The 25,263-nt window shown below is 50.5% G+C and carries 23 protein-coding genes and 2 tRNA genes; 3 read left to right on the forward strand and 22 right to left on the reverse strand.

What is annotated here, in order from left to right; genetic code table 11:
• Positions 1–35 precede the first annotated feature (35 nt).
• Positions 36–1,199, forward strand: coding sequence for an FprA family A-type flavoprotein (locus tag T504_RS0109045; RefSeq protein ID WP_033170760.1), 1,164 nt, complete (start codon positions 36–38; stop codon positions 1,197–1,199).
• A 31-nt stretch (positions 1,200–1,230) separates the two neighbouring features.
• Here T504_RS0109045 and T504_RS0109050 read toward each other — a convergent pair whose 3' ends face one another.
• From T504_RS0109050 to ilvN, 15 genes are all read right to left on the reverse strand, one after another.
• Complete coding sequence (locus tag T504_RS0109050) at positions 1,231–1,680, reverse strand: hypothetical protein (RefSeq protein ID WP_033170761.1); 450 nt, start codon at positions 1,678–1,680, stop codon at positions 1,231–1,233.
• A gap of 101 nt (positions 1,681–1,781) precedes the next feature.
• Positions 1,782–3,107 (reverse strand): sensor histidine kinase, encoded by a 1,326-nt coding sequence (locus T504_RS0109055; protein ID WP_033170762.1) that lies wholly within the window; start codon positions 3,105–3,107, stop codon positions 1,782–1,784.
• Positions 3,107–3,784: a response regulator transcription factor gene (locus T504_RS0109060; RefSeq protein ID WP_033170763.1), complete on the reverse strand. Its 678-nt coding sequence runs from the start codon at positions 3,782–3,784 to the stop codon at positions 3,107–3,109. The genes T504_RS0109055 and T504_RS0109060 overlap by 1 nt, the downstream gene beginning before the upstream one ends.
• Before the next feature lie 138 nt (positions 3,785–3,922).
• The gene (locus T504_RS0109065) at positions 3,923–5,431 is read right to left on the reverse strand and encodes an IMP dehydrogenase (RefSeq protein ID WP_033170764.1); all 1,509 of its coding nucleotides are present in this window, start codon (positions 5,429–5,431) and stop codon (positions 3,923–3,925) included.
• A 470-nt stretch (positions 5,432–5,901) separates the two neighbouring features.
• Positions 5,902–5,977, reverse strand: a tRNA-Ala gene (locus T504_RS0109070).
• A gap of 26 nt (positions 5,978–6,003) precedes the next feature.
• Positions 6,004–6,079, reverse strand: a tRNA-Ala gene (locus T504_RS0109075).
• A gap of 100 nt (positions 6,080–6,179) precedes the next feature.
• The gene (rfbB, locus tag T504_RS0109080) at positions 6,180–7,223 is read right to left on the reverse strand and encodes a dTDP-glucose 4,6-dehydratase (RefSeq protein ID WP_033170765.1); all 1,044 of its coding nucleotides are present in this window, start codon (positions 7,221–7,223) and stop codon (positions 6,180–6,182) included.
• Positions 7,224–7,241: 18 nt separating this feature from the next.
• Positions 7,242–7,808, reverse strand: coding sequence for a dTDP-4-dehydrorhamnose 3,5-epimerase (rfbC, locus tag T504_RS0109085; protein WP_033170766.1), 567 nt, complete (start codon positions 7,806–7,808; stop codon positions 7,242–7,244).
• A 7-nt stretch (positions 7,809–7,815) separates the two neighbouring features.
• Complete coding sequence (gene rfbA / locus T504_RS0109090; RefSeq protein WP_033170786.1) at positions 7,816–8,688, reverse strand: glucose-1-phosphate thymidylyltransferase RfbA; 873 nt, start codon at positions 8,686–8,688, stop codon at positions 7,816–7,818.
• Positions 8,689–8,770: 82 nt separating this feature from the next.
• Positions 8,771–10,435, reverse strand: a complete 1,665-nt coding sequence (gene ilvB / locus T504_RS0109095; RefSeq protein WP_033170767.1) for a biosynthetic-type acetolactate synthase large subunit — start codon at positions 10,433–10,435, stop codon at positions 8,771–8,773.
• Between the two features lie 39 nt (positions 10,436–10,474).
• Positions 10,475–11,542, reverse strand: coding sequence for a 3-isopropylmalate dehydrogenase (gene leuB / locus T504_RS0109100; protein ID WP_033170768.1), 1,068 nt, complete (start codon positions 11,540–11,542; stop codon positions 10,475–10,477).
• Positions 11,543–11,544: 2 nt separating this feature from the next.
• The gene (locus T504_RS0109105) at positions 11,545–12,033 is read right to left on the reverse strand and encodes a 3-isopropylmalate dehydratase small subunit (RefSeq protein ID WP_033170769.1); all 489 of its coding nucleotides are present in this window, start codon (positions 12,031–12,033) and stop codon (positions 11,545–11,547) included.
• Between the two features lies 1 nt (position 12,034).
• On the reverse strand, positions 12,035–13,297 hold the full coding sequence (gene leuC / locus T504_RS0109110; RefSeq protein ID WP_033170770.1) for a 3-isopropylmalate dehydratase large subunit: 1,263 nt from the start codon (positions 13,295–13,297) through the stop codon (positions 12,035–12,037).
• An 80-nt stretch (positions 13,298–13,377) separates the two neighbouring features.
• Positions 13,378–14,394: a ketol-acid reductoisomerase gene (ilvC, locus tag T504_RS0109115; RefSeq protein ID WP_033170771.1), complete on the reverse strand. Its 1,017-nt coding sequence runs from the start codon at positions 14,392–14,394 to the stop codon at positions 13,378–13,380.
• The gene (gene ilvN / locus T504_RS0109120; RefSeq protein WP_033170772.1) at positions 14,375–14,905 is read right to left on the reverse strand and encodes an acetolactate synthase small subunit; all 531 of its coding nucleotides are present in this window, start codon (positions 14,903–14,905) and stop codon (positions 14,375–14,377) included. Before ilvN ends, ilvC begins: the two co-directional genes overlap by 20 nt.
• A 372-nt stretch (positions 14,906–15,277) precedes the next feature.
• On the opposite strand from ilvN, the gene mutY reads away from it, so the two are divergent.
• Positions 15,278–16,372, forward strand: a complete 1,095-nt coding sequence (gene mutY / locus T504_RS0109125) for an A/G-specific adenine glycosylase (protein WP_156033515.1) — start codon at positions 15,278–15,280, stop codon at positions 16,370–16,372.
• 123 nt (positions 16,373–16,495) lie between these two features.
• Positions 16,496–18,559, forward strand: a complete 2,064-nt coding sequence (locus T504_RS15040) for a methyl-accepting chemotaxis protein (protein ID WP_033170773.1) — start codon at positions 16,496–16,498, stop codon at positions 18,557–18,559.
• A 65-nt stretch (positions 18,560–18,624) separates the two neighbouring features.
• On the opposite strand, the gene T504_RS14445 is transcribed toward T504_RS15040, so the two are convergent.
• From T504_RS14445 to T504_RS0109165, 7 genes are all read right to left on the reverse strand, one after another.
• A complete protein-coding gene (locus tag T504_RS14445) occupies positions 18,625–19,110 on the reverse strand; it encodes an HMA2 domain-containing protein (protein WP_051635302.1) in 486 nt (161 codons plus the stop codon).
• 17 nt (positions 19,111–19,127) lie between these two features.
• On the reverse strand, positions 19,128–21,242 hold the full coding sequence (locus tag T504_RS0109140) for a heavy metal translocating P-type ATPase (protein WP_033170774.1): 2,115 nt from the start codon (positions 21,240–21,242) through the stop codon (positions 19,128–19,130).
• On the reverse strand, positions 21,239–21,874 hold the full coding sequence (locus T504_RS0109145) for an HMA2 domain-containing protein (protein WP_033170775.1): 636 nt from the start codon (positions 21,872–21,874) through the stop codon (positions 21,239–21,241). Before T504_RS0109145 ends, T504_RS0109140 begins: the two co-directional genes overlap by 4 nt.
• Positions 21,875–21,877: 3 nt before the next feature.
• Complete coding sequence (locus T504_RS0109150; RefSeq protein WP_156033516.1) at positions 21,878–22,159, reverse strand: HMA2 domain-containing protein; 282 nt, start codon at positions 22,157–22,159, stop codon at positions 21,878–21,880.
• Between the two features lie 99 nt (positions 22,160–22,258).
• Positions 22,259–22,471: a hypothetical protein gene (locus T504_RS0109155; RefSeq protein WP_033170777.1), complete on the reverse strand. Its 213-nt coding sequence runs from the start codon at positions 22,469–22,471 to the stop codon at positions 22,259–22,261.
• A 246-nt stretch (positions 22,472–22,717) separates the two neighbouring features.
• Positions 22,718–24,022, reverse strand: coding sequence for a DUF445 domain-containing protein (locus tag T504_RS0109160; protein WP_033170778.1), 1,305 nt, complete (start codon positions 24,020–24,022; stop codon positions 22,718–22,720).
• The gene (locus T504_RS0109165) at positions 24,019–25,257 is read right to left on the reverse strand and encodes a DUF445 domain-containing protein (RefSeq protein WP_033170779.1); all 1,239 of its coding nucleotides are present in this window, start codon (positions 25,255–25,257) and stop codon (positions 24,019–24,021) included. The genes T504_RS0109160 and T504_RS0109165 overlap by 4 nt, the downstream gene beginning before the upstream one ends.
• Between the last annotated feature and the right edge of the window lie 6 nt (positions 25,258–25,263).

Here is a 25,263-nt window from a genome sequence, read left to right on the forward strand (position 1 = left end):
AGTATATTTTCCGAGTTGAAAGCGAGGCAATATCCATGAAAGCAGTTGAAATCAAGAAGAACATCTATTGGGTTGGTGCCATCGACTGGTCCATGCGCAGTTTTCACGGCTACGAGACCGGCCGAGGCACGACCTATAACGCTTACCTGATTCTCGATGACAAAATCACTCTGATTGACACCGTAAAGGAGCAGTTCGCAGCCGAACTGCTCGAACGGATTTCCTCGGTCATAGAGCCTGCGAACATTGACTATATTATTTCCAATCATGCTGAGCCAGACCATTCTGGATCCCTCGGCATTCTTTCCCAGCACTGTCCCAAGGCCAAGATTATCACCACTCTGCCCAACGGCTTGAAAGGACTCAAGGCCCGCTATGGAGAACTCGCCTACGAAGGCATAAAAGCTGGCGATTCTCTTTCCATCGGAGCACGCAGCCTGCAATTCGTACCGACCCCCATGCTTCACTGGCCAGACAGCATGGTCACCTATTGCCCCGAGGAAAAAATCCTATTCAGCAGCGACGCCTTTGGTCAGCACCTTGCCTCCAGCCAACGCTTCGATGAAGAAAACGACCTTTCCACCGTTCTCTACGAAGCCAAGAAATATTATGCCAATATCCTCATGCTCTACGGACGACAGGCACAAACAGCACTCCAAGCACTAAACGGACTCGACATCGAGCAGCTGGCCACCGGACATGGCATTATCTGGCGTAAGCACATCTCCCCCATCATGGCCTGCTATCAAAAATGGTCCCGCTGTGAAGTCAAGGATCGGGCCGTTGTCGTCTTTGACAGCATGTGGCATTCCACCGAAGCCATTGCCCGCACCATCGCCGAAGCTTTCGAAACGCGCGGTATCCCTTGTTCCTTCTACGACATCAAGAAAACTCCTCTTTCGGATATCATCACGGACATCTTCACCAGCAAATACCTGGCCGTCGGCTCCCCGACCATCAACAATCAGATGATGCCGACCATCGCCAGCTTCCTGTGTTATCTCAAGGGACTTGCCCCGAAAAATCACGCTGGCTTCGCCTTTGGTTCCTATGGCTGGGGCGGACAAAGCATCGCTCAAGTAGAAGCCGAGCTCAAAGCCGCTGGCATCGAAATCATCCTCCCCAGCATCCGCATCGCCAATATCCCCACTGCAGAACAGCTGGCAAAAATTACCGAAACCATCCAAACCATCGAATAGACGAAAAGAGGACTGTCACCAGTCCTCTTTTTCATGTTTTAATTACCTTGAAGTTCTTCAGGAGTTCCCTCTTCTCAGCTGCTGACATAGCCGAACGCTTATTTTCCCCCTCGACCATTTTCAGATAGGATTTCTTCTTCTTCGCCTTATGCTCGTGCTTGTGTGAAGGCTTGGGCAGATTCTCCCCCTTGCCGTGCTCCAATAGCTCCAGCATATTAATCTGCTCCAGAAAATCCTTGAGATACCCTCTTAATCTTGCCTTGCGGATAGCCCTGGCTAATGCGACGACCGCTTCATCCTGAAGTTCCAAAAGGCTGCCGCGCGCCAAGAGCGAAGGCTCCAAAAGCTGTCCTAATCCGATGCGATTCAGATAAGCAGACAAGTTCCCCCGAGTATACGCCAGCCTCATCCTCTCCTGAAGACGAATGGCAGCCCGTACAAGAATTCCATCAAGGCGTTCATCAAAACCATCATGCTTCATGAACACACCTCCGCTGCGAAAACTTGCGCATACCTAACTACCTTATAGTTCGCTATCCTCAGGAAAAAATCCTGCTAACATATTTTAGATAATTATTCTTTTTAAATCATATTGAGTGGCTTTGCTTTCCCCTTGACCTTCGTCTTGAGCGTGACAATAAAGGTCGTACCTTTGCCTAACTCACTTTCAATCCGAATATCCCCCTGGTGGAGGTTGACAATCTCTTGAGCAATCGCCAGTCCCAGGCCATTCCCTCCCATTTCACGGGAGCGAGCCTTATCCACGCGGTAGAAGCGGTCAAAGACCTTTTCCTGATCTTCCGGCGATATTCCGATTCCCGTATCAGCTACCGCCAAGCTTACCTTGCCCTTCTCCGCCTTGCGGAACTCGACGGTTACCGTCCCGCCCTCCGGCGTATACTTCACGGCATTGTCCACCAAAATCAGAACCAGCTGGCGAATCTTTTGCTCATCGGCATGAATTACCGCCTTAGGCAAACGCTCCGCCACGAGGGTAATCTTTTTCTGTTCTGCCAGCGGTGCCATGAGCCTTGCTGTCTGTGCTACCACAGCACCAAAATCAAACTTCGACGGCTTGAGTTTCAAGGCCTTATTATCGCTGCGGGCAACCACTAAAAGGTCCCCGACAAGCTTCGTCATTTTCTTGACTTCATCCCGTACATCCTCAATGACCTGTTTGAGGAACGGCGACTTTATGGATGGATCATTCTGCAAAAGTTCTGCCGACGCCATGACAACCGCGAGTGGCGTACGCAGCTCATGGCTGGCATCGGCGGCAAACTGACGCTGTTTCTCATAGGCAGCTTTCAGCGGAACCATCGCCTTGCCCGAAAGGATATGACCGACAATCGTAGCGACAATCAGTGCCAGCAAACCAAGTCCAGCCATGATTGTCGTAGCTTTTTCCATACCATTGTAGAGCGCGGTGACATCTTTTCCGACATAAACCGTCTGTGAGGTCATTCCCGGCTGCTCAATCTTCTGCATGGTCATCATAATTTTCGTCTTATGACCATTTTCCCGCGGTTTCGTGACGACCGCCACTTCCCCCTCCGCAGAATTCCACTGATTCATGACATCCAAGATAAAGGGTTCAATGCGAAAAGATGCCCGGGCAAAATTCAACAACCGCCCATCGTCATCGAACACGTAAAAGAACAAGCGGTCATTCGTACTCTTATAGGCCACCGTATCATCGATGACCAATTCCGGATGCTGATTGAGGTATTTCTGGGCTTCGGCAACATTATCAGCAGTATCCCAAAGCTCCCTTGCCTGTTCCGAGCGAATGGACCATTCCATCGATTGGTGCATGGCAAAAATCAGCACAGCCAAAAAAATAATCATGACCAGCGAATACAGCATCGTCAGTTTTCGCCGGCTCTTACCAAAAAGGTTCTCTGTCATTACTTATGGGCCTCCAACTTATACCCAACGCCACGAACCGTCTTGATAATCGTATCTCCATCACCAAGGTCAAGCTTTTTGCGCAAAATCTTCATATACGAATCAATATTGTTGGAGCTGACATCCGATTCCAACCCCCAAATGCGGTCAAGAATGATATCACGCGGAACGACAATACCGATGTTCTGAGCCAACAGATCGAAAATCTGGAACTCACGCGGCGACAACTGAATGACGTCGTCCTTTTTTTTGAGGACCTTGGCCGTGCGGTTCAAGGTAAAATCGCCGACCTCGACCACATCCTGCTGGATTTTCTGTGTACTGCGGCGGCCCAAAGCGCGCAGACGCGCCAGCAGCTCGGCAAATTCAAACGGCTTCACCAAATAATCATCCGCACCAGCATCAAGTCCAGTCACACGATCTTCTACCGAATCGCGCGCCGTCAGCATCAGGATTGCCTTCTCATAGCCTTCGTGACGCAGGCGGCTGCAAGCTTCCACGCCAGTCACCCCCGGCATCATCCAATCCAGCACTAGGATATCATAGTCACTGTACTTGGCATATTCATAAATATCGCTGCCATTCGTTACCCACTCTACCTGGATATCATTCTGCTCCAGCATGTATTGAATCAGCTTTCCCAGCCGCTTATCATCCTCAGCTAAAAGTACGCGCATGTTAAATGCCTCCCGAAAATTTTATCTTATCTACTATTATATCCTGCTTTTCTTGAAATTCCTATGAAAAAGAACGGATTTCCGAAGAAATCCGTTCGAGATGAACCAATATGTACTTACAATATCGTATTCTGTACCTTACTCACGGCCAAGACGGTCTCTGAGGATGACGTCATGAGAACCGCCCTCGACAATACTCGTAGCCGATACCAGCGTGAGTTTTGCCTTATCACGGAATTCCGGGAGGCTCAGCGAACCGCAGTTGCACATCGTGCTGCGAATCTTGGCGAGCGTCGTCTGAACGTTATCCTTGAGCGGACCAGCATACGGTACATAGGAGTCAACGCCTTCCTCGAAGGAAAGTTTGCGAGCGCCGCCGAGGTCATAACGCATCCAGTTGCGGGCACGATTGGAACCCTCGCCCCAATACTCTTTATAGTAGGTGCCGTTGACTTTGACTTTGTCCGTCGGGCTCTCGTCGAAGCGGGAGAAATAACGGCCAAGCATCAAGAAGTCAGCGCCCATTGCCAGGGCCAAAGTCATATGATAGTCATGGACGATACCGCCATCCGAGCAGATTGGGATATAAATGCCCGTCTCTTCATAGTATTTATCGCGCTCACGGCAGACATCAATCAGTGCCGTAGCCTGACCACGGCCGATACCTTTCGTCTCACGCGTGATGCAGATGGAGCCGCCACCGATACCGACTTTGATGAAGTCTGCACCAGCCTCAGCCAAGAAGCGGAAGCCTTCGCCATCAACAACGTTGCCAGCACCGACTTTGACATCTTCGCCAAAGTTTTCATGGATGTATTTCAGCGTGATACGCTGCCACTCCGAGAAGCCTTCCGAAGAATCAATGCAAAGTACATCAGCACCAGCCTTCAGGAGAGCGGGAACGCGCTCGGCATAATCGCGCGTGTTGATACCAGCACCAACTATGTAGCGTTTATTTTTGTCGATGAGCTGCAGTTCATGCTCCTTATCGCTGGTGTAATCCTTGCGGAATACCATGTAGCGGAGGTGCTGATTTTTATCAACGATTGGCAGCATGTTGAGTTTGTTTTCCCAAATCATGTCATTTGCCTGGCTGATCGTTGTTACTTCCTCTGCTTTTGCATAAACCAGTTTATCAAACGGGGTCATGAATTCTTTTGCCTGCGTGTCCAAAGACATGCGGGAAACGCGATAGTCACGGCTCGTAACGATACCCAGCAGTTTACCGTCCGGCGTACCATCCTCAGTAACGGCCATCGTAGAATGACTCGTTCTCTGCAGGAGATCCAAAATCTCACCCAGCGTCGTCGTCGGCTTGATATTCGAATCGGAGCTTACAAAACCGGATTTATAGTTTTTGACGCGAGCCACCATTGCTGCTTCTTCTTCAATCGTCTGCGAACCATAAATGAAGGATACGCCACCCTCCTGAGCAAGTGCGATTGCCATTTTGTCGTTCGAAACCGCCTGCATGATAGCAGAAGTCATCGGGATGTTCATGGAGATTTTCGGCTCCTCACCCTTTTTGAACTTTACCAGCGGAGTCTTGAGCGATACATTGTTCGGAATGCATTTGTCCGAAGAATATCCCGGAACAAGCAAATACTCGCCAAAAGTGTGTGATGGTTCTTTGAAATAGAATGCCAACGTAACCCCTTCTTTCTTGATACCTTTGAATCTACCTAAAGCAATAGTACACTGTGCCTGTGTATATTGTTATATATGTTAATATAATTGCGAATCTGTGTCAATCTCAAAACTGCAGTTCGCTTTACAATATTACAACCTTGTAGCAAAACGAAAAATAGCAGCCAACGATGCGTTTCATCCATTGACTGCTATTCGTCTCTATTTACTTTTTTCGTCTTCATTTGGTTACCTTTTGGGTGCTCTTACGGGCCCATCGGACTCCCCTCCTTAATCAAGCTCGTGTACACATTAGGAAACTGACCCTCCGTTGGCTAGCTATTACCTTTTCAGAATAATCAGTTCCTTTATTTGGTTCTATTATAGCGCGCTGTTTTAAGAAAGTCAATAATTTTCTGATTTTATTAATAACGTATTTTTTTAAGTAACAAAAAAGGACTTAGCGAAACGCTAAGTCCTGTCATATTCAATGGTGGAGACGAGGAGAATCGAACTCCTGACCCCCTGCTTGCAAGGCAGGTGCTCTCCCAGCTGAGCTACGCCCCCATTGCGATAAACTGAAAACCTTGTTATGGTGGAGACAAGGAGGATCGAACTCCTGACCTCTTGCATGCCATGCAAGCGCTCTCCCAGCTGAGCTATGCCCCCAGGCTGTCCAGTTATTCATCAGCTTACTGCTGTCAACAGGTAATATTATAAGGGGTTGGCACCATGATGTCAACCCCTTATTTTTAAAATTTACCTACAATTAAATTTTCGCAAACTCCAATTTGGCCCGTGTATCATACATGCGTTCATAATAGGTCTGATAATCCCCGCTGATGATTCCCATCCACCAGTCGCGATTATCCAGATACCATTTTACGGTTTTCTTGATTCCATCCTCGAATTTCGTCGTTGGTTCCCAACCTAACTCCTCGCGAATCTTGGTCGGGTCGATGGCATAGCGGCGGTCATGGCCCTTGCGGTCCGTAACATATTCGATGTTTTCTTCGCCCTTCCCCAGTTCCTTCAGGATGGTTTTGACGACATCAATATTCGAGCGCTCATTATGTCCGCCGATATTGTAGACCTCACCGACTTTTCCCTTCTGCAGGATGAGGTCGATAGCCGCACAGTGGTCTTCCACGTAAAGCCAATCGCGGACGTTGAGGCCATCACCATAAACCGGCAGCTTCTTGTCCGACAACGCATTGATGATCATCAGCGGAATGAGCTTCTCCGGAAAATGGAACGGCCCATAGTTATTCGAGCAACGGGAGATTGTCACCGGAATCTTGTAGGTGCGATGGTATGCTTGAACCAGCAAATCAGCACCAGCCTTCGAAGAAGAATACGGACTCGACGTATGAAGCGGCGTCGTCTCCGTAAAAAACAAATCGGGACGATCCAGCGGCAAATCGCCATAAACTTCATCCGTCGATACCTGATGATAGCGGTCAACCCCATACTTGCGGCAGGCATCCAACAACACACTCGTGCCGATGATGTTGGTCTGCAAGAAGATTTCCGGATTTTCGATTGACCGGTCAACATGGGATTCGGCAGCAAAGTTCACGACGATATCCGGTTTTTCCGTTTCAAACATCTTGTAAACCTGCGTGCGATCCGCAATGTCTCCACGAATAAACTTGAAGTTTTCCTTCGTCAGTGCCTTTTCCAGCGTCTCCAGATTCCCGGCATACGTGAGCTTATCAAAGCAGATAATCTTATCCGCCGGATGCTTCTTGAGCATATAATACACAAAGTTTGAACCGATAAAACCGGCTCCACCAGTTATCACGATATTCATATCATTACCTCTTTCCTATCAACCCTCATACACAAAGTTGAGGTGATTTGCCGCTCTTTCCTTGAGCGTTGGTGCCTTCTGATCCTTATCCGACAAAATGACCGGCTCGATGGGCCACTCGACCCCAATCTCCGGGTCGTTCCAGCGAATATTGCCATCACATTCCGGGGCATAATAATTGTCAGCCTTGTACTGCACTTCTACGTCATCGGTCAAGGTAATGAACCCATGGGCAAATCCGCGCGGGATAAAGAGCTGTTTCTTGTTCTCAGCCGAAAGCTCCACCCCTACCCATTTTCCATACTGTGGCGAGCCCTTGCGGATATCAACGGCCACATCAAAAATTTTGCCACGCGTGCAGCGAAGGAGCTTTGCCTGGCATTTCGGATTCAGCTGGTAATGAAGACCACGAAGCGTTCCCTTCTGCGCCGAGAAGGATTGGTTGTCCTGCAGGAATTCCACCTGGATGCCTGCCTCTTCCATTTTACGCTGTGACCAGCTCTCCATAAACCAGCCGCGTTCGTCCCCAAACACTTGCGGTTCCAGCACAAATACGCCTTTTAATTTTGTTTCGGTTGCTTTCACGATTCATTCACTCTTTCAACATATTAATCAAATATTTTCCGTATTCATTTTTCAGCAACGGCTGTGCCAATTTTTCCACCTGCGCCGCATCAATATAACCCATGCGATAGGAAATTTCCTCCAGGCAGGCAATCTTCAAGCCTTGGCGCGCCTGAATCGTACGCACGAAGGCGCCGGCATCCAGCAGCGATTCATGCGTGCCGGTATCAAGCCAAGCATAGCCGCGGCGCATCTTTTCCACCTGCAGCGTCCCACGTTCCAGATAGACCTTGTTGACGTCAGTAATCTCCAATTCCCCACGAGCTGACGGCCGGATGGTCTTGGCGATGTCGACAATATCCTTGTCGTAAAAATACAGTCCCGTAACTGCATAGTTCGATTTGGGCGCTTTTGGTTTTTCCTCAAGGCTCAAAGCTTTTCCTTCCGCATCAAATTCCACTACGCCGTAGCGTTCCGGGTCCGATACATAGTAAGCAAACACCGTCGCCCCCTCATCAAGGGTAGCTGCCCGCTGCATAGCTTGCGCGAGATCTGAACCGTAGAAGATATTATCGCCCAGAATCAACGCACACGCTTCTCCGCCTATAAACTGCTCACCAATCAAAAAAGCCTGCGCCAGTCCATCGGGACTTGGCTGAACCGCATAGGAAATCTGGATTCCCAGCTGACTGCCATCCCCTAACAACTGCTGAAACAGTCCCTGATCCTCCGGCGTCGTAATAATCAGGATGTCGTTAATCCCCGCCAACATCAAAGTGCTCAGCGGATAATATATCATTGGCTTATCGTATACCGGCATCAGCTGCTTGGAAACAACTTTCGTGAGCGGATAGAGCCGGGTGCCCGAACCGCCTGCCAGTATTATTCCCTTTTTTATCAAAAGAAAATCACCTCCGAAATTCATTGCATCTTTAATATTATACAACAAACCGAGGTGATTTTCCTTCTTTTGTATAAAGTTGTTACTTAAATTCGACAAACTCATCGATGCGGGCGCCGCCCTTTATCATGGGCTCGACAAAACTCCGCCAGACGTTGAGTACAATAACCCTTGGATGTTCCTTATCCTCCAAGGCCCGCTGCAAAGCTTCCGCAAATTCCTCCTGCGTAGATACGCTTTCGGCTTCAATCCCGAAGCTTCGCGCATAAGCGGCATAATCCATCGGATAGTCAAACTCACAGGCGATATAGCGCTCCTTGTACATGACCTTTTGCAACTGGCGGATCATGCCCAGGCTCGTGTTATTCACGATCAGGGAAATAATCGGCAGCTGCAATCTCGCAATGGTGTAATACTCATTGCCAGTCATCTTGATGCCGCCATCGCCGGCTACATGGATAACCCGCCTGCTGTCACCATAGGCAAGCTGAGCGCCCATCGCCGCAGGCAGGCCAAAGCCCATCGTTCCCAAGCCGCCAGAAGTCAACCAGGTCCGCGGTTCCTCAACGCGAAGATGAAGCGCCGCCCACATCTGATGCTGCCCGACATCGGTGGCATAGGCATAGCGTTTGCCTCTCGTACTGACCGCTACTTGATGCATCGCCCAAGGAACCGTCAGACGGTTCAAATGATAATCGTATTCGTAGGATTCCTTCCACTGGCGGATTTTCTTCCACCACTCTTCAAGATTTCCGCCCGGCTCATGCCGCATGAGCAAAGCCAGTATCGTTTTCATATCACCAGCCAACCCTAAAGTATTGCGCACATTCTTGTCAATCTCCGCCGGATCGATATCGATGTGAATGAACTTCGTATCCTGCGTATACTTTTTAAGATTTCCCGTCTGACGATCGCCAAAGCGGCTGCCGATCGCCACGACCAAATCAGCGGCTGCAATCGCATGATTGGCGGCTTTTTCACCATGCATGCCCGCAAACCCTAAAGACTGCGGATGCGAACTCGGAATTGCCCCCAAGCCCATCAACGTATGTACCACGGGCAAGTGGAATTTTTCCACGAAAGCCGTAACCTCTGCCGATGCTCCCGCAGAAATGACTCCGCCCCCCACGATAACCACCGGATGTTTCGCGTGAAGGATTTCCCTGGCTGCCTCAGCAGCACAAATCAGGAAATCCGCATCCGGCTTACCGCACCGCTTTTCCTCCGGCCCAGGTTCCGCATAACTCACCTCGGCAAAGAACAAATCCCGCGGAACATCTATCAGCACTGGTCCCGGACGCCCTTGGCGGGCCAGCTTAAAGGCTTCGCGAATGGTCGGCACCAAATGGCGGGCATCCTTTACCTTGTAATTGTGCTTTGTGATTGGCATGGTAACATCCAAAATATCCGTTTCCTGAAAGGCATCCTTACCGAGTAAAGTCGTGTCAACCTGCCCAGTAATCGCCACTAAGGGAATCGAATCCATGAAGGCCGTGGCGATTCCCGTTACAAGATTCGTCGCACCGGGCCCTGACGTAGCAATGCATACACCGACTTTACCTGTTGCCCTTGCGTACCCATCCGCGGCATGAGCCGCATTCTGCTCATGGGTTACCAACACCTGATGAATCTCTTTGTCCTCATAAAACGCATCGTATAGCGGCAAAATCATACCGCCGGGGTATCCGAAAACCGTGGTGACGCCCTGCTCCTTGAGGCAGGCCGCTACTGCTTGTGCACCTTTCAAACAATCGCCTCCTAACAGCCTACCCCCAGTGAGGAAGACTTAAATCCGCTCGCAGATTACCCGTGTAATCTCTTCGGTATTCGCCTTCGAAAATCCTTCTTTCCAGAGATCCGGCGTACGATAACCATCGACAAGAGCCTTGTCCACCGCCGACTCTATAGCTCTGGCAGCCTCTTCCTCATGCAGGGAATAACGCAGCAGCATGGCCGCCGACAGGATCGTTCCCATCGGATTGGCAATCCCCTTGCCGGCAATATCGGGAGCACTGCCATGAATCGGCTCATAAAGGCTCGTGCAGGTACCAATGGATGCCGACGGCATCATGCCAATCGAGCCGCCGACAACCGCCGCTTCATCGGAAAGGATATCGCCAAACAGATTTCCGGTCACAATTACATCGAATTGCGTTGGCCGGATAGCCAGCTGCATCGCACAATTATCGACATAGAGATTATTGAGTTCCACATCTCCATACTCTTCGGCCACCTTAGCTACCGTACGGCGCCAGAGACGTGACGTAGCCAGCACATTTGCCTTATCGACTGACGTGACTTTGCCGCGGCGCAATTTCGCGGTCTCGAATGCGAGCTTGGCAATGCGTTCCACCTCTGGGACGGAGTAATTCTCAAGGTCCCAGGCGCGCTCGGCACCGTCGTGCTGCTCCGATTCACATTTTTCTCCGAAATAGATACCGCCCACCAGTTCACGCACAATAACAAGATCTACGCCCTTTACCAGCTCCGGTTTGAGTGGGGAATAATCGACCAGCGCATCGGCCACTTTAACGGGGCGCAGGTTCGCATAGAGATCCAAATTCTTGCGCAGCCCAAGGATTGCCTTCTCCGGGCGAAGCGCGGGATCGACATTATCCCATTTATCGCCGCCCACAGCTCCGAACAGGACCGCGTCCGAAGCCTTGCAGGCATCAATCGTTTCCTGCGGCAGCGGCGTACCGAATTTATCATACGCCGTGCCGCCGGCATCGTGATAATCAAAGGAAAGCCCCAAGCCAAAGTTCTCGTCCGCTTTTTTTAGAACTTCTACGGCCGAATCGGTGATTTCTTTCCCTATGCCGTCCCCTGGAATTACCGTAATCTTATAAGCCATAGTTATTTCTTCTCCTTTATGTAATCGATAAGTCCTCCCGCTTTCGCAATGTCCTGAATAAACCCAGGCAGTGGATTGGCGTGGAAAACATCACCGGTTGTGACATTTTCAATCGCACCAGTTGCGGTATCCACCCGCAGTTGATCGTCGGCACTGATTTTTTCCACATCATCACCGATTTCCAAAAGCGGCAGCCCAATATTGATGCCGTTGCGGTAAAAGATGCGGGCAAAATTAGCCGCAATAACTACCGGCACCCCAGAGGCTTTGATTGCTACTGGTGCATGCTCACGAGAAGAACCACAGCCAAAGTTCTTGCCACCCACCATGATGTCGCCAGCTTTTACATTCTGGGAAAAGCTTTCATCAATATCTACCATACAATGGCTGGCCAACTCCTTCGGATCAAACGAATTCAGATAACGAGCCGGAATGATGACATCGGTATCAATATTGTCGCCATAGCGCCATACTTTACCTTCTAATTTCATATCATTTTACCTCCTCTGGCGTTGCGATGCGTCCCAAGACGGCACTAGCTGCTGCTACATGCGGTCCTGCCAGATAAACTTCACTGTCGACATGTCCCATGCGGCCACGGAAGTTGCGATTCGTCGTCGAAACACATTTCTCGCCAGCCGCCATGATTCCCATATAGCCGCCGAGACATGGACCGCAGGTCGGCGTCGATACCGAACAACCAGCATCAATAAAAGCGTCAATATAACCCCGCTTCATGGATTCTTTATAAACAGCCGGACTGCCAGGGATAATGATACAGCGCACCCAGTCTGCCACTTTATGTCCTTTGAGGATTTCGGCCGCAATCTGCATGTCCTCCAAGCGCCCATTGGTGCAGGAACCAATGATTACCTGGTCAATGGCGATTGGTGCTTCGATATCCTCCACCCGTTTCGTATTCCCCGGAAGATGCGGAAATGCCACCACTGGTTTCAATTCGTCAAGATTGATTTCTACCGTCTGACAATACTGCGCATCAGCATCAGCCTCTACTGGCTCATACGGCTTTTTGACACGCCCCTCCACATACTCCTTACAAACTTCGTCAAAGGGGAATATGCCGTTTTTGCCACCGGCTTCAATCGCCATATTGGCGATTGTCAGGCGATCGGTCATCGTGAGTTCTGCCACCCCTGGGCCAGTAAATTCCAGCGATTTATAACGGGCACCATCTACGCCAATCCTACCAATTAACGTGAGGATAACGTCTTTGCCGTTGATATTTTTAGGTTTTTTGCCCGTTAAATTGACTTTGATTGCCTCGGGAACTTTAAACCAAGCCTCCCCCGTTGCCATCGCTGCTCCCAAATCCGTGGAGCCGACACCAGTAGCGAAGCCATTTACAGCGCCGTACGTGCAAGTATGTGAATCTGCACCGATCGTCAGCATGCCCGGCCCGACAATGCCCTTTTCCGGCAGGATAACATGCTCGATGCCAACGCGTCCCTGCTCGAAGTAATTGACGATATTCCATTTTTGGGCAAAATCGCGGACAGCTTTCGCCAGTTCTGCCGATTTGATGTCCTTCGCTGGCTGGAAATGATCCGGAACCAGTGCGATTTTCTCGTTGTCAAAAACCGGGCGACCGATTTCCTCAAATTTCTTGATAGACGGTGGTGCCGTTATATCATTGGCCAGTACCATATCCAGCTTACAAGTAATCAGCTGACCGGCCTTAACGGACTCCAATCCTGCATGACGGGCCAGGATTTTCTCACTCATATTCATGCCCATGTTATTGCCCTCCTAGTCATATATCCTAAAGAAAGCCTTCCCCTTCGGGGGAAGGCTTGTAAATTGTTCGATTGCGTCAATTAGTCTTTCGACAGATCTGCCCCATCGCGAAGCCACGGCATCATCTGACGAAGCTCAGCACCGACCTTTTCAATCGGATGTTCTGCATGGAGACGACGCTGAGCCATGAAGTTTGCACGGCCTGCTGCCCGATTCTCAAGCAGCCAGTTGCGGGCAAACGTACCATCCTGGATTTCCTTGAGGACTTTTTTCATCTCTTTCTTCGTCTCTTCCGTGATGATGCGCGGGCCTACCATATAGTCGCCATATTCAGCTGTATCGGAGATGGATTTGCGCATTTTCGTGAAACCGCCCTCATAGCAGAGATCAACGATGAGTTTCATCTCATGGAAACACTCGAAGTAAGCCATCTCTGGCGGATAACCTGCCTCAACGAGGACTTCATAGCCCGTCTGCATCAGCTGGCAAACACCGCCACAAAGAACTGCCTGCTCACCGAAGAGATCTTCCTCCGTCTCATCGCGGAAGGTGGTCTGCAGGACACCAGAGCGCGTAGCACCAAGGCCTTTGGCATAAGCCAGGGCAATATCAAAGCACTTGCCCGAAGCATCCTGATGAACAGCGAATACTGCCGGAACACCGGAACCTTCCGTATACGTGCGGCGTACGAGATGGCCCGGACCTTTCGGAGCGACCATGAATACATCGACATTAGCCGGCGGAACGATCTGCTGGTAATGAATGTTGAAACCATGAGCAAACGCCAGAGCACTGCCATCTTTGAGGTTCGGAGCGATTTCATTCTTATAGACATCGGACTGTTTCTCATCCGGAATCAGGACCATCGTGATGTCAGCCTCTTTGACTGCATCCGCGACATTTTTGACCGTCAGGCCATGTTCTTCGGCAACTTTCTTGGACTTGGAGCCCTCATAAAGACCGACTACAACGTCGACGCCGCTCTCTTTGAGGTTCAAGGCATGTGCATGACCCTGGCTGCCATAGCCAATGACTGCAACCTTTTTGCCGTTCAGAACTTCCCAGTTGACATCCTGATCATAATAAGTTTTTGCCATAATACTCTCTCTCCTCACAATGTTCATAAATGGTATGCTCACCGCGTTCCAATGCAATAAGGCCGGTACGGATGACCTCAGCGATGCCATAAGGCTCAACAAGCTTCAAAAAAGCCGAAACCTTATCATCGCTCCCCGTTATCTCAAAGACCAGCGTCGACGAATCCACATCGACTACATGAGCCCGAAAGAGCTCCGCCATCTTCAAGACATCGAGCCTGTTGGTATCCTCCGCTTTCACCTTGATAAGCGTCATTCCGCGGCACACAGCGTTCTTTTCATCCAGACGCTGAACCGCCTGCACGACCGGCATCTTCTCGAGCTGTTTTATCATCTGCTCCACAAGATTTTCGTCCCCCTGCACCACAACCGTGATGCGGGAAAACTCCGGGCGTTCGGTCACCCCCACTGACAAGCTGTCAATGTTGAATTCCCGTCTGGAAAACATACTTACAACCCGAACCAGTACACCGGTCTGATTTTCGACAAATACAGACAAAACATGTTTCATAGCAATTGCTCCTCTCCATATTGCCTAAAACCAAAGTCGTTGCTGCTTCTTTAAAATGTAATGTTGTAAAGCATGTATACATTATTACGCCGATAGACGGTTTTGTCAATAGAATTTTGTAACATTTTTGTATTTTGTCGATGTTTTTTAATATTATATTCCTCTATGCAAGCACAAACCTTAGGATATCCATTTAAAAATCAGCATATCTGTCCACCTAAAAAGGAAGCCAGGTTATATTCCTTGCTTTTTTCTGAATCCTCAAATGGTTTGCTATCTTTTTATGTTTTTCTTCCTGCTAGTTTTTCCGATTCGTTTGTGATACGATAGGTCGAACGTATAATTTCACTACTAAGAAAGGAAATATCTGTCGTGAAACCAGCACTAATCCTTGACCATACCGATATCATCCGCGAAATCCTCTCACCATTGCTCAGCTGGTATAAAGGCCAAGAAAAAACACGCCAGCTCCCCTGGCGGGAAGAGCCCACACCTTACCACACCTGGATTTCCGAAATCATGCTGCAGCAAACCCGAGCTATCGCGGTCATTCCCTATTACCACCGTTTTCTGGAGGAATTTCCGACAATTACCGCATTAGCCAATGCGGATGATGAAGTCCTGATGAAACTCTGGCAGGGACTCGGTTACTATTCGCGAGCACGAAATCTAAAAAAAGCTGCCCAAGTCATCGTGCAGGAACACCAGGGACAGCTTCCCCAAGACAAAAAACAACTGCTAGCCCTCCCAGGCATTGGACGCTACACCGCCAATGCCATTGCCTCCATCGCCTTTGGGATGCCACTTCCTGCCATTGACGGCAACGTACTCCGCGTCATCGCGCGTGTCATCACTTGTCGCGAGGACATCATGTCCGCCCGTACACGAACAGCCTTCGAACAACTGCTGGCTCCCCATTATCCAACCGGTGACGATGCGGGGGCACTCAATCAGGCCTTCATGGACCTCGGCGCTACCATCTGCCTCCCCCATGGAACACCGCATTGTGCCCACTGTCCCCTAGCCCAGCTCTGCCTGGCAAAGGAAACCGGCACGCAGCAGGATTTCCCGCAAAAAGCTGCAACTAAGGCCAAAAAACGCGAAGCTCATACCATATTACTGCTAAAACTGGGCAACCGCATCGCCCTGCACAAGCGTCCTAACCAAGGACTCCTCGCAGGACTATGGGAATTTCCGAATTTGACGGGTCAAGTTGACCAGTCAAAAGTCAACGAATATCTAAAACAACATCATCTGACCGCAACGCGAATGGAAGAACTTCCTCCCGCTAAGCATGTCTTTTCTCATGTCACCTGGCAGCTTACCGGCTGGAAAATCCAACTGGCCGCTTCCGCACTTCTTGTAACGGAAACAACGGACGCCTTTACCTGGGCAACACCAGAAGAAATTGCCAGCCAATTCAGTATCCCCACAGCCTTTGCCCACTACATTTCCTATATAAAATAACGAATTTTGCAGGAGAATCCTTTTACGTGGCGAAAGATAAACGTTAAAAGAATTACTCTAAGGATATTTCAACGTAGGTGTAAACGATGCATTTTACGAACAAGTACAGAGAGGTGTTTAGAAATGATGAAAATTTTTTCTTCGGGTATGAAAAAGGCCGAGGCTGCCAGCCCGGCAGCTTCCCGTGTAACTCCCACAGCACCTGTTGTCTCCACACAACAGGACATCAAAGTTGCCTATTTGGGCAAGAGTGAACTCACTGCGGTCCGTCTCAAGGATCTAGCCGATGTTGCCGAAGGCTGTGCCCTTATCATGGGATTTGTTTCCCCTGACCTCAATCTTTCCGATGTGGCTCAGGCGATCAAACGCGAAGTTCCCACCACGACCAAGGTCATCTTGATGACAACGTCCGGCGAACTTTGCCGCCCCCAGGGCAGCTCCTCCCTGTACTGCACAGCTCCTGACGGCCGCGCAAAAGTCCTATTACAGTCTTTCTCGAACCGAATGATTGAAGATGCTCATATCATGAGCATCCCACTTCCCAGCGAGGATCTTCGCGGCGGTGAAGTCAAGCTGACTGTCAACGAGCGCGTTGCTGCCATCCGACGCGAAATCGACAAATTGCCAGTTCCTTTCCGCCTAAGTGTGGCACATACCTTTGCCATGATTTATATCGATGGCGCTTCAGCCTGTGAAACTTTCGTCCTGCAAGCGCTGTTCGAGTCGGGCAAATATCCGATTCCGTTCATTGGCGGCAGTTCAGCCGGTGATATGACCTTTACTCATACTTACATCTACGATAACAAACAATGTCTGGAAAATCATGCCGTCATCACGCTCATCCGCCTCAAGAAGCCTTACCGTTACGGTATCTTCAAATCCCAGGCGGTCGAGCGCACTGGCGATGTATTCACCGTTGGCAGTGCCAATACCGCCCTTCGCTACGTGGAAACCATCGAAGGACCAACCGGCGAACCGATTTCCTTTATCGAGGCACTCAAAGACCACTTTAAGGTCAGCAGCACCGCTGACCTCCAGACAAAACTGCAGGGATATACCTTCGCCACCGATATTAATGGCGATGATTTTGTCCGTACGATTTCCGGTATCGATGATGTCAACGATCGTATCAGTTTCTTCTGTGACGTAGTTACCGGCGAGAAACTTTACCTGCTCAAACGTCAGTCCCTCGAAACAACACTTAGCCGCGATATTCGCAGTTACACCAATGGCAAGCCGAAAGCACTCGGCGCAATCCTCAACGACTGTATCCTGCGTCGTCTCGGCTATCCAGAAGAAGTCAAGCATATGGATTTCTTTAGCGACGTACCTGTCGCTGGTTTCTCAAGCTTTGGTGAAATCATGGGACTTCATGTCAACGAAACCCTGACAGCCATCTGCTTCTATCACGTCCCCGAAGGACAGCCTTTCTCCGATAGCTACGTCGACAATTTTGCCCGCAGCTATGCCAACTGCAATTCCTTCTTCTTTAAACGCGTCATCGACCGACAGAAACATACCGAGGTACTCAAAGACAACCTCATCAATATGTTCAAGGATTACCAGTCAAAGATGCCGGGCATCGTTCAAACTATCATGCGCATGTCGGGGGATGTTGACCTCATTCAAGAAGCCATCCAACAGCTTTCCAAAGGCATTGACGAGCAGAATGGCCTCTTCAATCAGCTTACCGACCGCAACCGCGAAATTACACCAAAACTCGACATGCTCTCCCAGAGCACGCAGAAAATCGACGATGTCATGAAGATGATCAACGAGATTGCCGCCCAAACAAACCTGCTCGCCCTCAACGCCGCCATCGAGGCTGCACGCGCTGGCGAAGCCGGCCGCGGATTCTCCGTCGTCGCCCAAGAGGTTCGCAAGCTCTCCGAAAACACCCAGACGAGCCTGCACACCTCTGATGAGGCCATCAAAGTCCTGTTGCACGATGTCGCTGAAATTGACAACATCCTTTCCGCCAACAAAGACTTCGAAGATAAGATCAATGAATTTGACAAACACTTCGCAGCGGAAATGAAAAATCTCCACAAGAGCCTCAACGAAGGCGTCGCTCATATCCAAAAATCCACGCAGTCGATTCAAGCCCTCGAGGCCATCAACGAACGTACAGCGGCAGAAATGGAAAAACTCACGACGATTATCCACAACATCGAAATGGGAATCTAACCCCCTTATAGCATAAAGAAGGCCCGATGGTGCTAATGCGCCATCGGGCCTTCTTATCTTTTCGATTAAATGCGTTCCACAGCCAATTCAGCCAGTTGCTGCTCCAAACGAGCTAGTTTCGGCTTCTGACGAAGCTGTTCGGGATCATAGGTAATGAGCAGCGATCCTGTTAGTGGCGTTATCTCCGCCGTTTTGACACCGGTAAAGGATTGTAGATAATCCTCCAAGGGCTTTTGCCACTGGGGATTGGCGGCTAACATACCGCTGCGCAGACGAATCCGTCCAGGGACATAAAACGGCACTTGGAAGCTGGCCGCTATGCGCAGCAGCGGGTCCGCTTCCTTCGCCCCTGCTTTATTGCAGCCAGCCAAGCGGCAGGCATCAGCCTGCATCTTTTTATGATGCTGCCAACCATGCCAAAACGACAAAACTGCCCAGGCAATGCCAAAGCCGACATGTAACCGCTTACCAACCAAAAGCGTAGCCAAGGTTCCTACGGAAGCTACAGTCATTGGAATTCCCAGCGGCAAATTCTTAACTCCATACGGCATAACCATCCCCCTATCCATCAAGCAGCTCGGCGATTCCGGGCAAAAAAGCCCGTCTTGTTCTGATTGAGTATCCGGCAGCTGTTGAGCACTACGGCCAACGTCGCCGTATTATGAATCACAGCCGCCCAAAGCGGACTAATTTTCCCTAAAGCTCCCAATAACATCGCCGACGAATTGACCAAAATAGTCGCCATAAAGTTTTGATGAACCAAATCCATCGTACGACGGCCCAGCTGCAGCGTCTCAATCAAGCGCTCCGGATCTTCCGAATGGATTGTCACAGCCGACGACTCTGCCGCAATATCCGTTTGGCGGCCGCCCAGCGAGACGCCCACATCAGCAAAAGCCAACGCGGGGGCATCGTTGATGCCATCGCCTACCATCATTACCGTACCACGCTGTTTGAGCTTGTTCACGTAATGGCTCTTATCCTCTGGCAGAATTTCCGCATGGTAGGAGTCAATATCCATATTGTGGGCAACTTCAGCCGCTACCGCCTTGCTGTCACCTGTCAGCATGACGATTTCATCCACACCATGGCGACGCATCTGATTGAGGGTCTTCTTCATCTTCGCCCGGACTGGGTCCTCGATGCCGATGACACCCAAAAGCGCAGTATCTCGCGCCACATACAAGAGATTCTTGCACTCGATGCCATCCAACAGGGATTCCTCAATGGCAATGCCATTTTCCTGCAGGAATTTCCGACTGCCCACTCGAATCGTACCGCCCTTATACCCTTCAAAGTCTGGTACTTCTGCCAGCATGCCCCGCGCCACAATGGTCTTTGAGGACTTATGCTGCGGCGAGGTCCATTCCTGTTCCTGCACATATTTCTGAATGGCTACCGCCAAAGGATGCACCGAATGCTGTTCGGCAGACGAAGCCAAGAGGATCATTTCCTTCTCTTCTACGCCCTTGGCAGTTTTCGTAAAGGCAATCTGCGGAATGCCGACAGTAAGCGTACCGGTCTTATCAAGCACCACCGTATCCGTCTCGGCCAGTGCCTCGATATAGTTGCCCCCCTTAACGAGGATACCACGCTTCGCCGCAGCGCCGATAGCTGCCGACATAGCCGTAGCCGTCGAAAGTTTCAAGCCACAGGAGAAGTCGATAAACAAGAGGTTCAACACTCGTTGCCAATCACGGGTGGCACCATAGACGATACCTGCCCCAATGAAGGAAATCGGCACCAGGAAGTTGGCCATCTTATCGGCAAAGTTCTGCACCGGTGCCTTGCGGTTCTGCGCCTCTTCCACCAGATGAACGATATGTGCGAGCGACGTATCCTCGCCCACCTTTTCGACCTTGATGACAAGCTCACCAGCTTCCACCACGCTGCCGGCATAAACCGGCGACTCGGCATGTTTCATGGCAGGATTTGACTCACCGGTGATGGATGCCTGATTGACAGCAGCATCACCAGAAATCACCCGGCCATCCACCACGATTTTCTCTCCCGTATGCGCCGCAATCGTATCACCGACCTTGACCTGTTCCACGGGAACTTTTTTCTCGGCATCGCCCTCCACCAGCCATACATAGCGCTGGTCCAGGGACAGCAATCCGGAAATATGGGTACGCGCCTTTTCGGCGGCATAGCTGGTAAGCATTTCCGCACCATTGGAAAGCGCCAACAGCGTCAGACTCGATTCCGGCTTACCGGCCAGCACTGAGGCGATAACGGCCGTAGCCGTCAGCGTATCCGCATTGGGCTGACGATCTTTTACGACGCCCTGCACGCCATTCTGGATAAACTTACGGGCAATCCCGAGCACGAGCAGGCTGCGCAATACTTTAGCACCAGCAAACAGTCCCGGCGATGTGCGCTTCAAAATTTCCATTCCAGCAAAACCAGCCAGGGAAATCAATGCATCCCGGCGATATTCCTCCAGCCGCTGCGCCGGCGTAATAGCCGCTTCCTGCAATCGTTTTACCGTGGCAATCATCAATTGCTGAAGATCGTGCAGCTGATAAGGCGGCATCTGCCGCTTGTACCAGATCTGCACTCTGCGCTCCGTCACCGACACCGCCACTACATAGCGGTTGCAACGTATCAAAGCCGCTAGTTTTGCCCGCTCTTCGCGATTTAACGCTGCCTGCAAACAAAAATAACAATTTCCGTATATCATACGGTCCGCCATCCTCTCATCAAAGTAACCGCCCACCAGAGCATCTGGGAACCAGACGGGTACTGACCTGTCAACAGCATCTTGCGCAAGCCCCGCAATAAGAACAGCATCGACGCCAGCGAACTCATATCAAACCAGCCACAGGTGTGATCCTTAATCCACTGACTGAATGCGCGCGCCGTGTTGCGAATGCTGCGCGTAATGCTTCCTGCATACGCTTCGCGGGTCATTTCTGAGCTATCGCTCTCCTGCTGGCAACATTTCGGAAAAAGATGCTGCTCCAGCCATTTGGCCAATTTATCCATATAGACCTCATCCTGCGGAGCAAAAGTCAGCAGAATGCTGCCGCTAACGGCATTTACCTGCACGGATTTTACATAGCTGAGTTTTGCCAGCTTCTCTTCCAGCAATTTGCCCAGTTCTGCCGAAAAAGCAGCCCGATAACGACGACGTCCCGGCAAGGACGAAATCAGCTGCAACCCATCAATGGGGGCACATTTTACTGTTTTATGAGCTTTAAGACTCACCCTAGCCGGTCCTTTCCGATGCATTTTCGGACCACCACCGGCCACCATTTGGCGGATACTTTTGCCAATGGCCGCCCCCATCATAAATCCTGATACGTATGACATTCGTTATTTCCTCCTCGCGTGCGTCATGATGTATTCCTCCACTTTGCGCAATTCAGCGTTGCAGCGGAGCTTGTCTGGCGTATAAACAATGAGAATCGAACCCGATACCGTATTCGTCGTTACCGCATCTATCTCGGCAAAGGCCGTCAGCTGGCTCTTTACCTGTTGCGCTAAAGCTTCATCGCCAATCATATTGTTTGAATATAACCGTACCCGTCCCGGCAAATACGATGCGATTTCCACGGAACGAATAAATAAATCCAGTTTATTCGTTGGGATTTGCATTTTTCCCAGCAAACTCAAAACAATTTCCTCCCTAATCATGCAAAAAGACTGCCGCAAAAAACAGAGCGGCAGTCTCCTTTCTCGTCCTAAAACGAATTATTATTTGCTAGCTTTTTTTGCTTCCTGAGCTGCGATCAGATCCTCGAGCTCTTCCTTCTGACGCTGAAGTTCAGCGACCGGAAGTTCTGCAGCCGGTGCAGCCTGCTGCATAGCAGCCATCTGCGCCTCGCGCTCCTGCATAAAACGATAACCGAAGATACCTGCAACAGCACCTACAGCCAAACCAAGCCAAAAATCAGTTTTCTGGAACATAAAAATCCATCCTCCTCAAAATCAACAATCATAAACAGGCATTACCTGCTTATTTTCGTGTATACGGGCATCCTGTTCTCCATTCTGCCGTTGGAGAATGAAATTAATAATCTAGAAGAATTATCAATTTCATCCTCTATAGTAGCAAAACAACGTTTCTTTGTCAACGCCGATACCCTTTAAGTTTTATTATAGGTATATAATTATAAAATTGTCAATATATTTACCTTTATTATTGACAATTGTCTATTTTATGCAGCCGATAATAAGAAACAACACCAAGCCAATTCCCGCACCGACAATCGAGCCGTTCATGCGAATCCATAAAAGATCTGGCTCCACTTTGTCATAGACCAAATGATTCAGTTGCTCATCCGTAAGCCGGGACAAGACCTGTTTGACAATAACACCGACGAGCGTTTGCGCATGCAGTGCGGTACGCGCAATGAGGTCATAGAGAAAATGACCAACGGAACGGCGAAGCCCTTCATCTGACTCTACCAGCTGCAGCATGCGCCGGTATTCGCCGCGCAGGATTTCTTCAAGCCGCGTTCTAAGGGCCGGCATATGCTCCGTGAGCGGATCGACATGACGCGCCTTATCCTCAGCAAAATGGTGGTGCAAATGCGCAAGCGTCCGAAAAACGGCCTCCTCGATTGGCAAGTCCTTAACCAATCGATCTTTGAGTTCATGGACCAGCTGATGAAAGCTCGGCTCCTGATTGAGTTCGGCGGCCTTCGCATAAAACAGTGCCAGCATCTCCTGCTGCAATTCCGAATCCTTCGTGGCTAGATCATCGAGCATCACCAAGATTTGTTGCTGCACGAGCTTAGCAGCCTCTTCGTAATTGACCAAATCGACTGCCTTAGCCAGCCCCATTAAGAAAGCTCCCAGGGAATTATCCTGCACTTTCTCCTCACCATAATGCTCGAACATATCCGCCAAGGCACGGCAAGTTTCCTCTGTTGCCGCCCTTGCCCGAAGGTATAGCGCCACGCGGCTCAAAAACTCCTTATCCTTGCCGGTCTGCCGCAGCCAACCGCCCCAAAGCGAAAAGAACGGCTCTGGCTCCAGCGACTCCAGCGTGCCACGAAATCTATTGGCGATCACCTTCGCCTGCACCCGTGCATCCTGCTGCAACAGAAAATCCCGGGCATAGTGGACCAGCTGCAGGACGAGACGATTCTCGGTTTCCGGTTCCGCCAGCCATCCGAGCAGCATCGGCAAAAGATGAAGCCGCTCCAAATGGCGGAATACCTTGCGCTTGGAAAAGAACTCCTTCTGCACCATCGTCACCGACGCCTCAATAAACGACTGCCGGCGGCGCGGCAAAATAGCGGTATGATAAGGAAAACCCAGCGGCTTGCGGAAAATGGCTGTCACGGCAAACCAATCGGCAATGCCGCCCACCAGGGCTGCTTCCGCACAGAATAGGAACCCATCGGCCAGCATTTTGTCCGGATAATTCAAATGCAAGGCTAATGCGAAAAAGAATACCAGCAAGGCGAAAAACAGTGTCTTGTCGGCTTTATTCCAATCGGCCCATCTCATAGCCCCCACATCCTTTCCCACAACGTGACGACAAGATAAAGCCCCATGCCAACCAAAGAACCGACCAAGGAACCATTAATGCGAATCATCTGCAAGTCATCTTGTACTTTTGCCTCGACGAAGGCCACGAGTTCGTCATCCGAGAATTCCTCGAGCCGCTCGCGGATAATCCCCGGAATCAAATCATGATGTTTCGTCAGCTCGTCTTCGACAAACTGCTTGACCAAGCGATCAAAGCGGCGCTGCCACGGTTCCGAACGGGAAAAGTCATCCATACGGGCATCGAGAAAAGCATGTACTTGTGGCAGCCAAAACGGCGCATCGCCCTTGAGATTTGCCTCCAGCCAACGCGCCAGCCCCCCTTCGATATCGAGGCGCTCGAGCAACTGCTCCTTGCGATCCTGCAGGATGGCACGCAGCCGCACATCCTGACTCAATGCCCGCAGCATGGTTTCCAGTCCAGCTTTCACGCTGGCATAACTTTCCGTTGGTTCAGCCAGCATCGCCTTCAACTGCTGCTGCATACGCGCCAGCAGCAGCTCAAGAATCCGCTCATCGTTAATCCCCAGCGAGGCAAGCACAAAGGCCCTGCCCGCCGAATCCTTTTCATACTGCTGACGCAGACTCGTGATGCGCGCCAGCAATACCTGCTGCAACGGTTCCGAAGATAGCAGCCGCTGGCTGATGGCCAGTAAGCTTGCCAGTATCCGCTCCGAATGCTCCTCTTCCGCCAGCGTACCAAGGATATCCGACACGATATCCTCTAGCGCAAACGTCTGGAGCCCCTCGCGAATTGCCGGCGATAGTTCTGCCGCCACAGCAGTGGTATCCAAATCATCCACTGCCCGAAGCAATACGGTCTCGACCACTTCATGTACACGCTCACGCCCACCGCGATGCTCGAGATACTCGACGAGCAAACGCGCGGTATCCTGCTCCTCAATGACGCACATGATATTCTGGGTACTCAAGAGATCCTCGCTGGCAAACGTCACGATAGCTTCCATAATGCGCGATCGGTTGCGGCGCAGGATATCCGTACGATACGATATGCCCAATGGTTTATGAAAAATTGCCGTCACGGCAAACCAGTCGGCCAAACCGCCAATCGTCGCGGCCAGGAATCCGTGATGCAAAAGACCTGGCAAAAAGCCAGTGCCGCCGGCTGCCATCGTTCCGATGAAACCGGCGGCACTAATGCCTAAAGCCAGATTGGCTTTATTTTTTGTCTGCAAAGGTCA

It is taken from the genome of Selenomonas sp. ND2010 (assembly GCF_000702005.1).
Classification (GTDB): domain Bacteria; phylum Bacillota; class Negativicutes; order Selenomonadales; family Selenomonadaceae; genus Selenomonas_A.

Bases quoted from the DNA above. Each gene is read 5' to 3' on its own strand.
- T504_RS0109045 (WP_033170760.1), top strand. From the start codon at position 36: ATGAAAGCAGTTGAAATCAAGAAGAACATCTATTGGGTTGGTGCCATC.
- T504_RS0109050 (WP_033170761.1), bottom strand. From the start codon at position 1,680: ATGAAGCATGATGGTTTTGATGAACGCCTTGATGGAATTCTTGTACGG.
- T504_RS0109055 (WP_033170762.1), bottom strand. From the start codon at position 3,107: ATGACAGAGAACCTTTTTGGTAAGAGCCGGCGAAAACTGACGATGCTG.
- T504_RS0109060 (WP_033170763.1), bottom strand. From the start codon at position 3,784: ATGCGCGTACTTTTAGCTGAGGATGATAAGCGGCTGGGAAAGCTGATT.
- rfbB (WP_033170765.1), bottom strand. From the start codon at position 7,223: ATGAATATCGTGATAACTGGTGGAGCCGGTTTTATCGGTTCAAACTTT.
- leuB (WP_033170768.1), bottom strand. From the start codon at position 11,542: ATGGCTTATAAGATTACGGTAATTCCAGGGGACGGCATAGGGAAAGAA.
- T504_RS0109105 (WP_033170769.1), bottom strand. From the start codon at position 12,033: ATGAAATTAGAAGGTAAAGTATGGCGCTATGGCGACAATATTGATACC.
- leuC (WP_033170770.1), bottom strand. From the start codon at position 13,297: ATGGGCATGAATATGAGTGAGAAAATCCTGGCCCGTCATGCAGGATTG.
- ilvC (WP_033170771.1), bottom strand. From the start codon at position 14,394: ATGGCAAAAACTTATTATGATCAGGATGTCAACTGGGAAGTTCTGAAC.
- ilvN (WP_033170772.1), bottom strand. From the start codon at position 14,905: ATGAAACATGTTTTGTCTGTATTTGTCGAAAATCAGACCGGTGTACTG.
- T504_RS15040 (WP_033170773.1), top strand. From the start codon at position 16,496: ATGATGAAAATTTTTTCTTCGGGTATGAAAAAGGCCGAGGCTGCCAGC.
- T504_RS14445 (WP_051635302.1), bottom strand. From the start codon at position 19,110: ATGCCGTATGGAGTTAAGAATTTGCCGCTGGGAATTCCAATGACTGTA.
- T504_RS0109140 (WP_033170774.1), bottom strand. From the start codon at position 21,242: ATGATATACGGAAATTGTTATTTTTGTTTGCAGGCAGCGTTAAATCGC.
- T504_RS0109145 (WP_033170775.1), bottom strand. From the start codon at position 21,874: ATGTCATACGTATCAGGATTTATGATGGGGGCGGCCATTGGCAAAAGT.
- T504_RS0109150 (WP_156033516.1), bottom strand. From the start codon at position 22,159: ATGCAAATCCCAACGAATAAACTGGATTTATTTATTCGTTCCGTGGAA.
- T504_RS0109155 (WP_033170777.1), bottom strand. From the start codon at position 22,471: ATGTTCCAGAAAACTGATTTTTGGCTTGGTTTGGCTGTAGGTGCTGTT.
- T504_RS0109160 (WP_033170778.1), bottom strand. From the start codon at position 24,022: ATGAGATGGGCCGATTGGAATAAAGCCGACAAGACACTGTTTTTCGCC.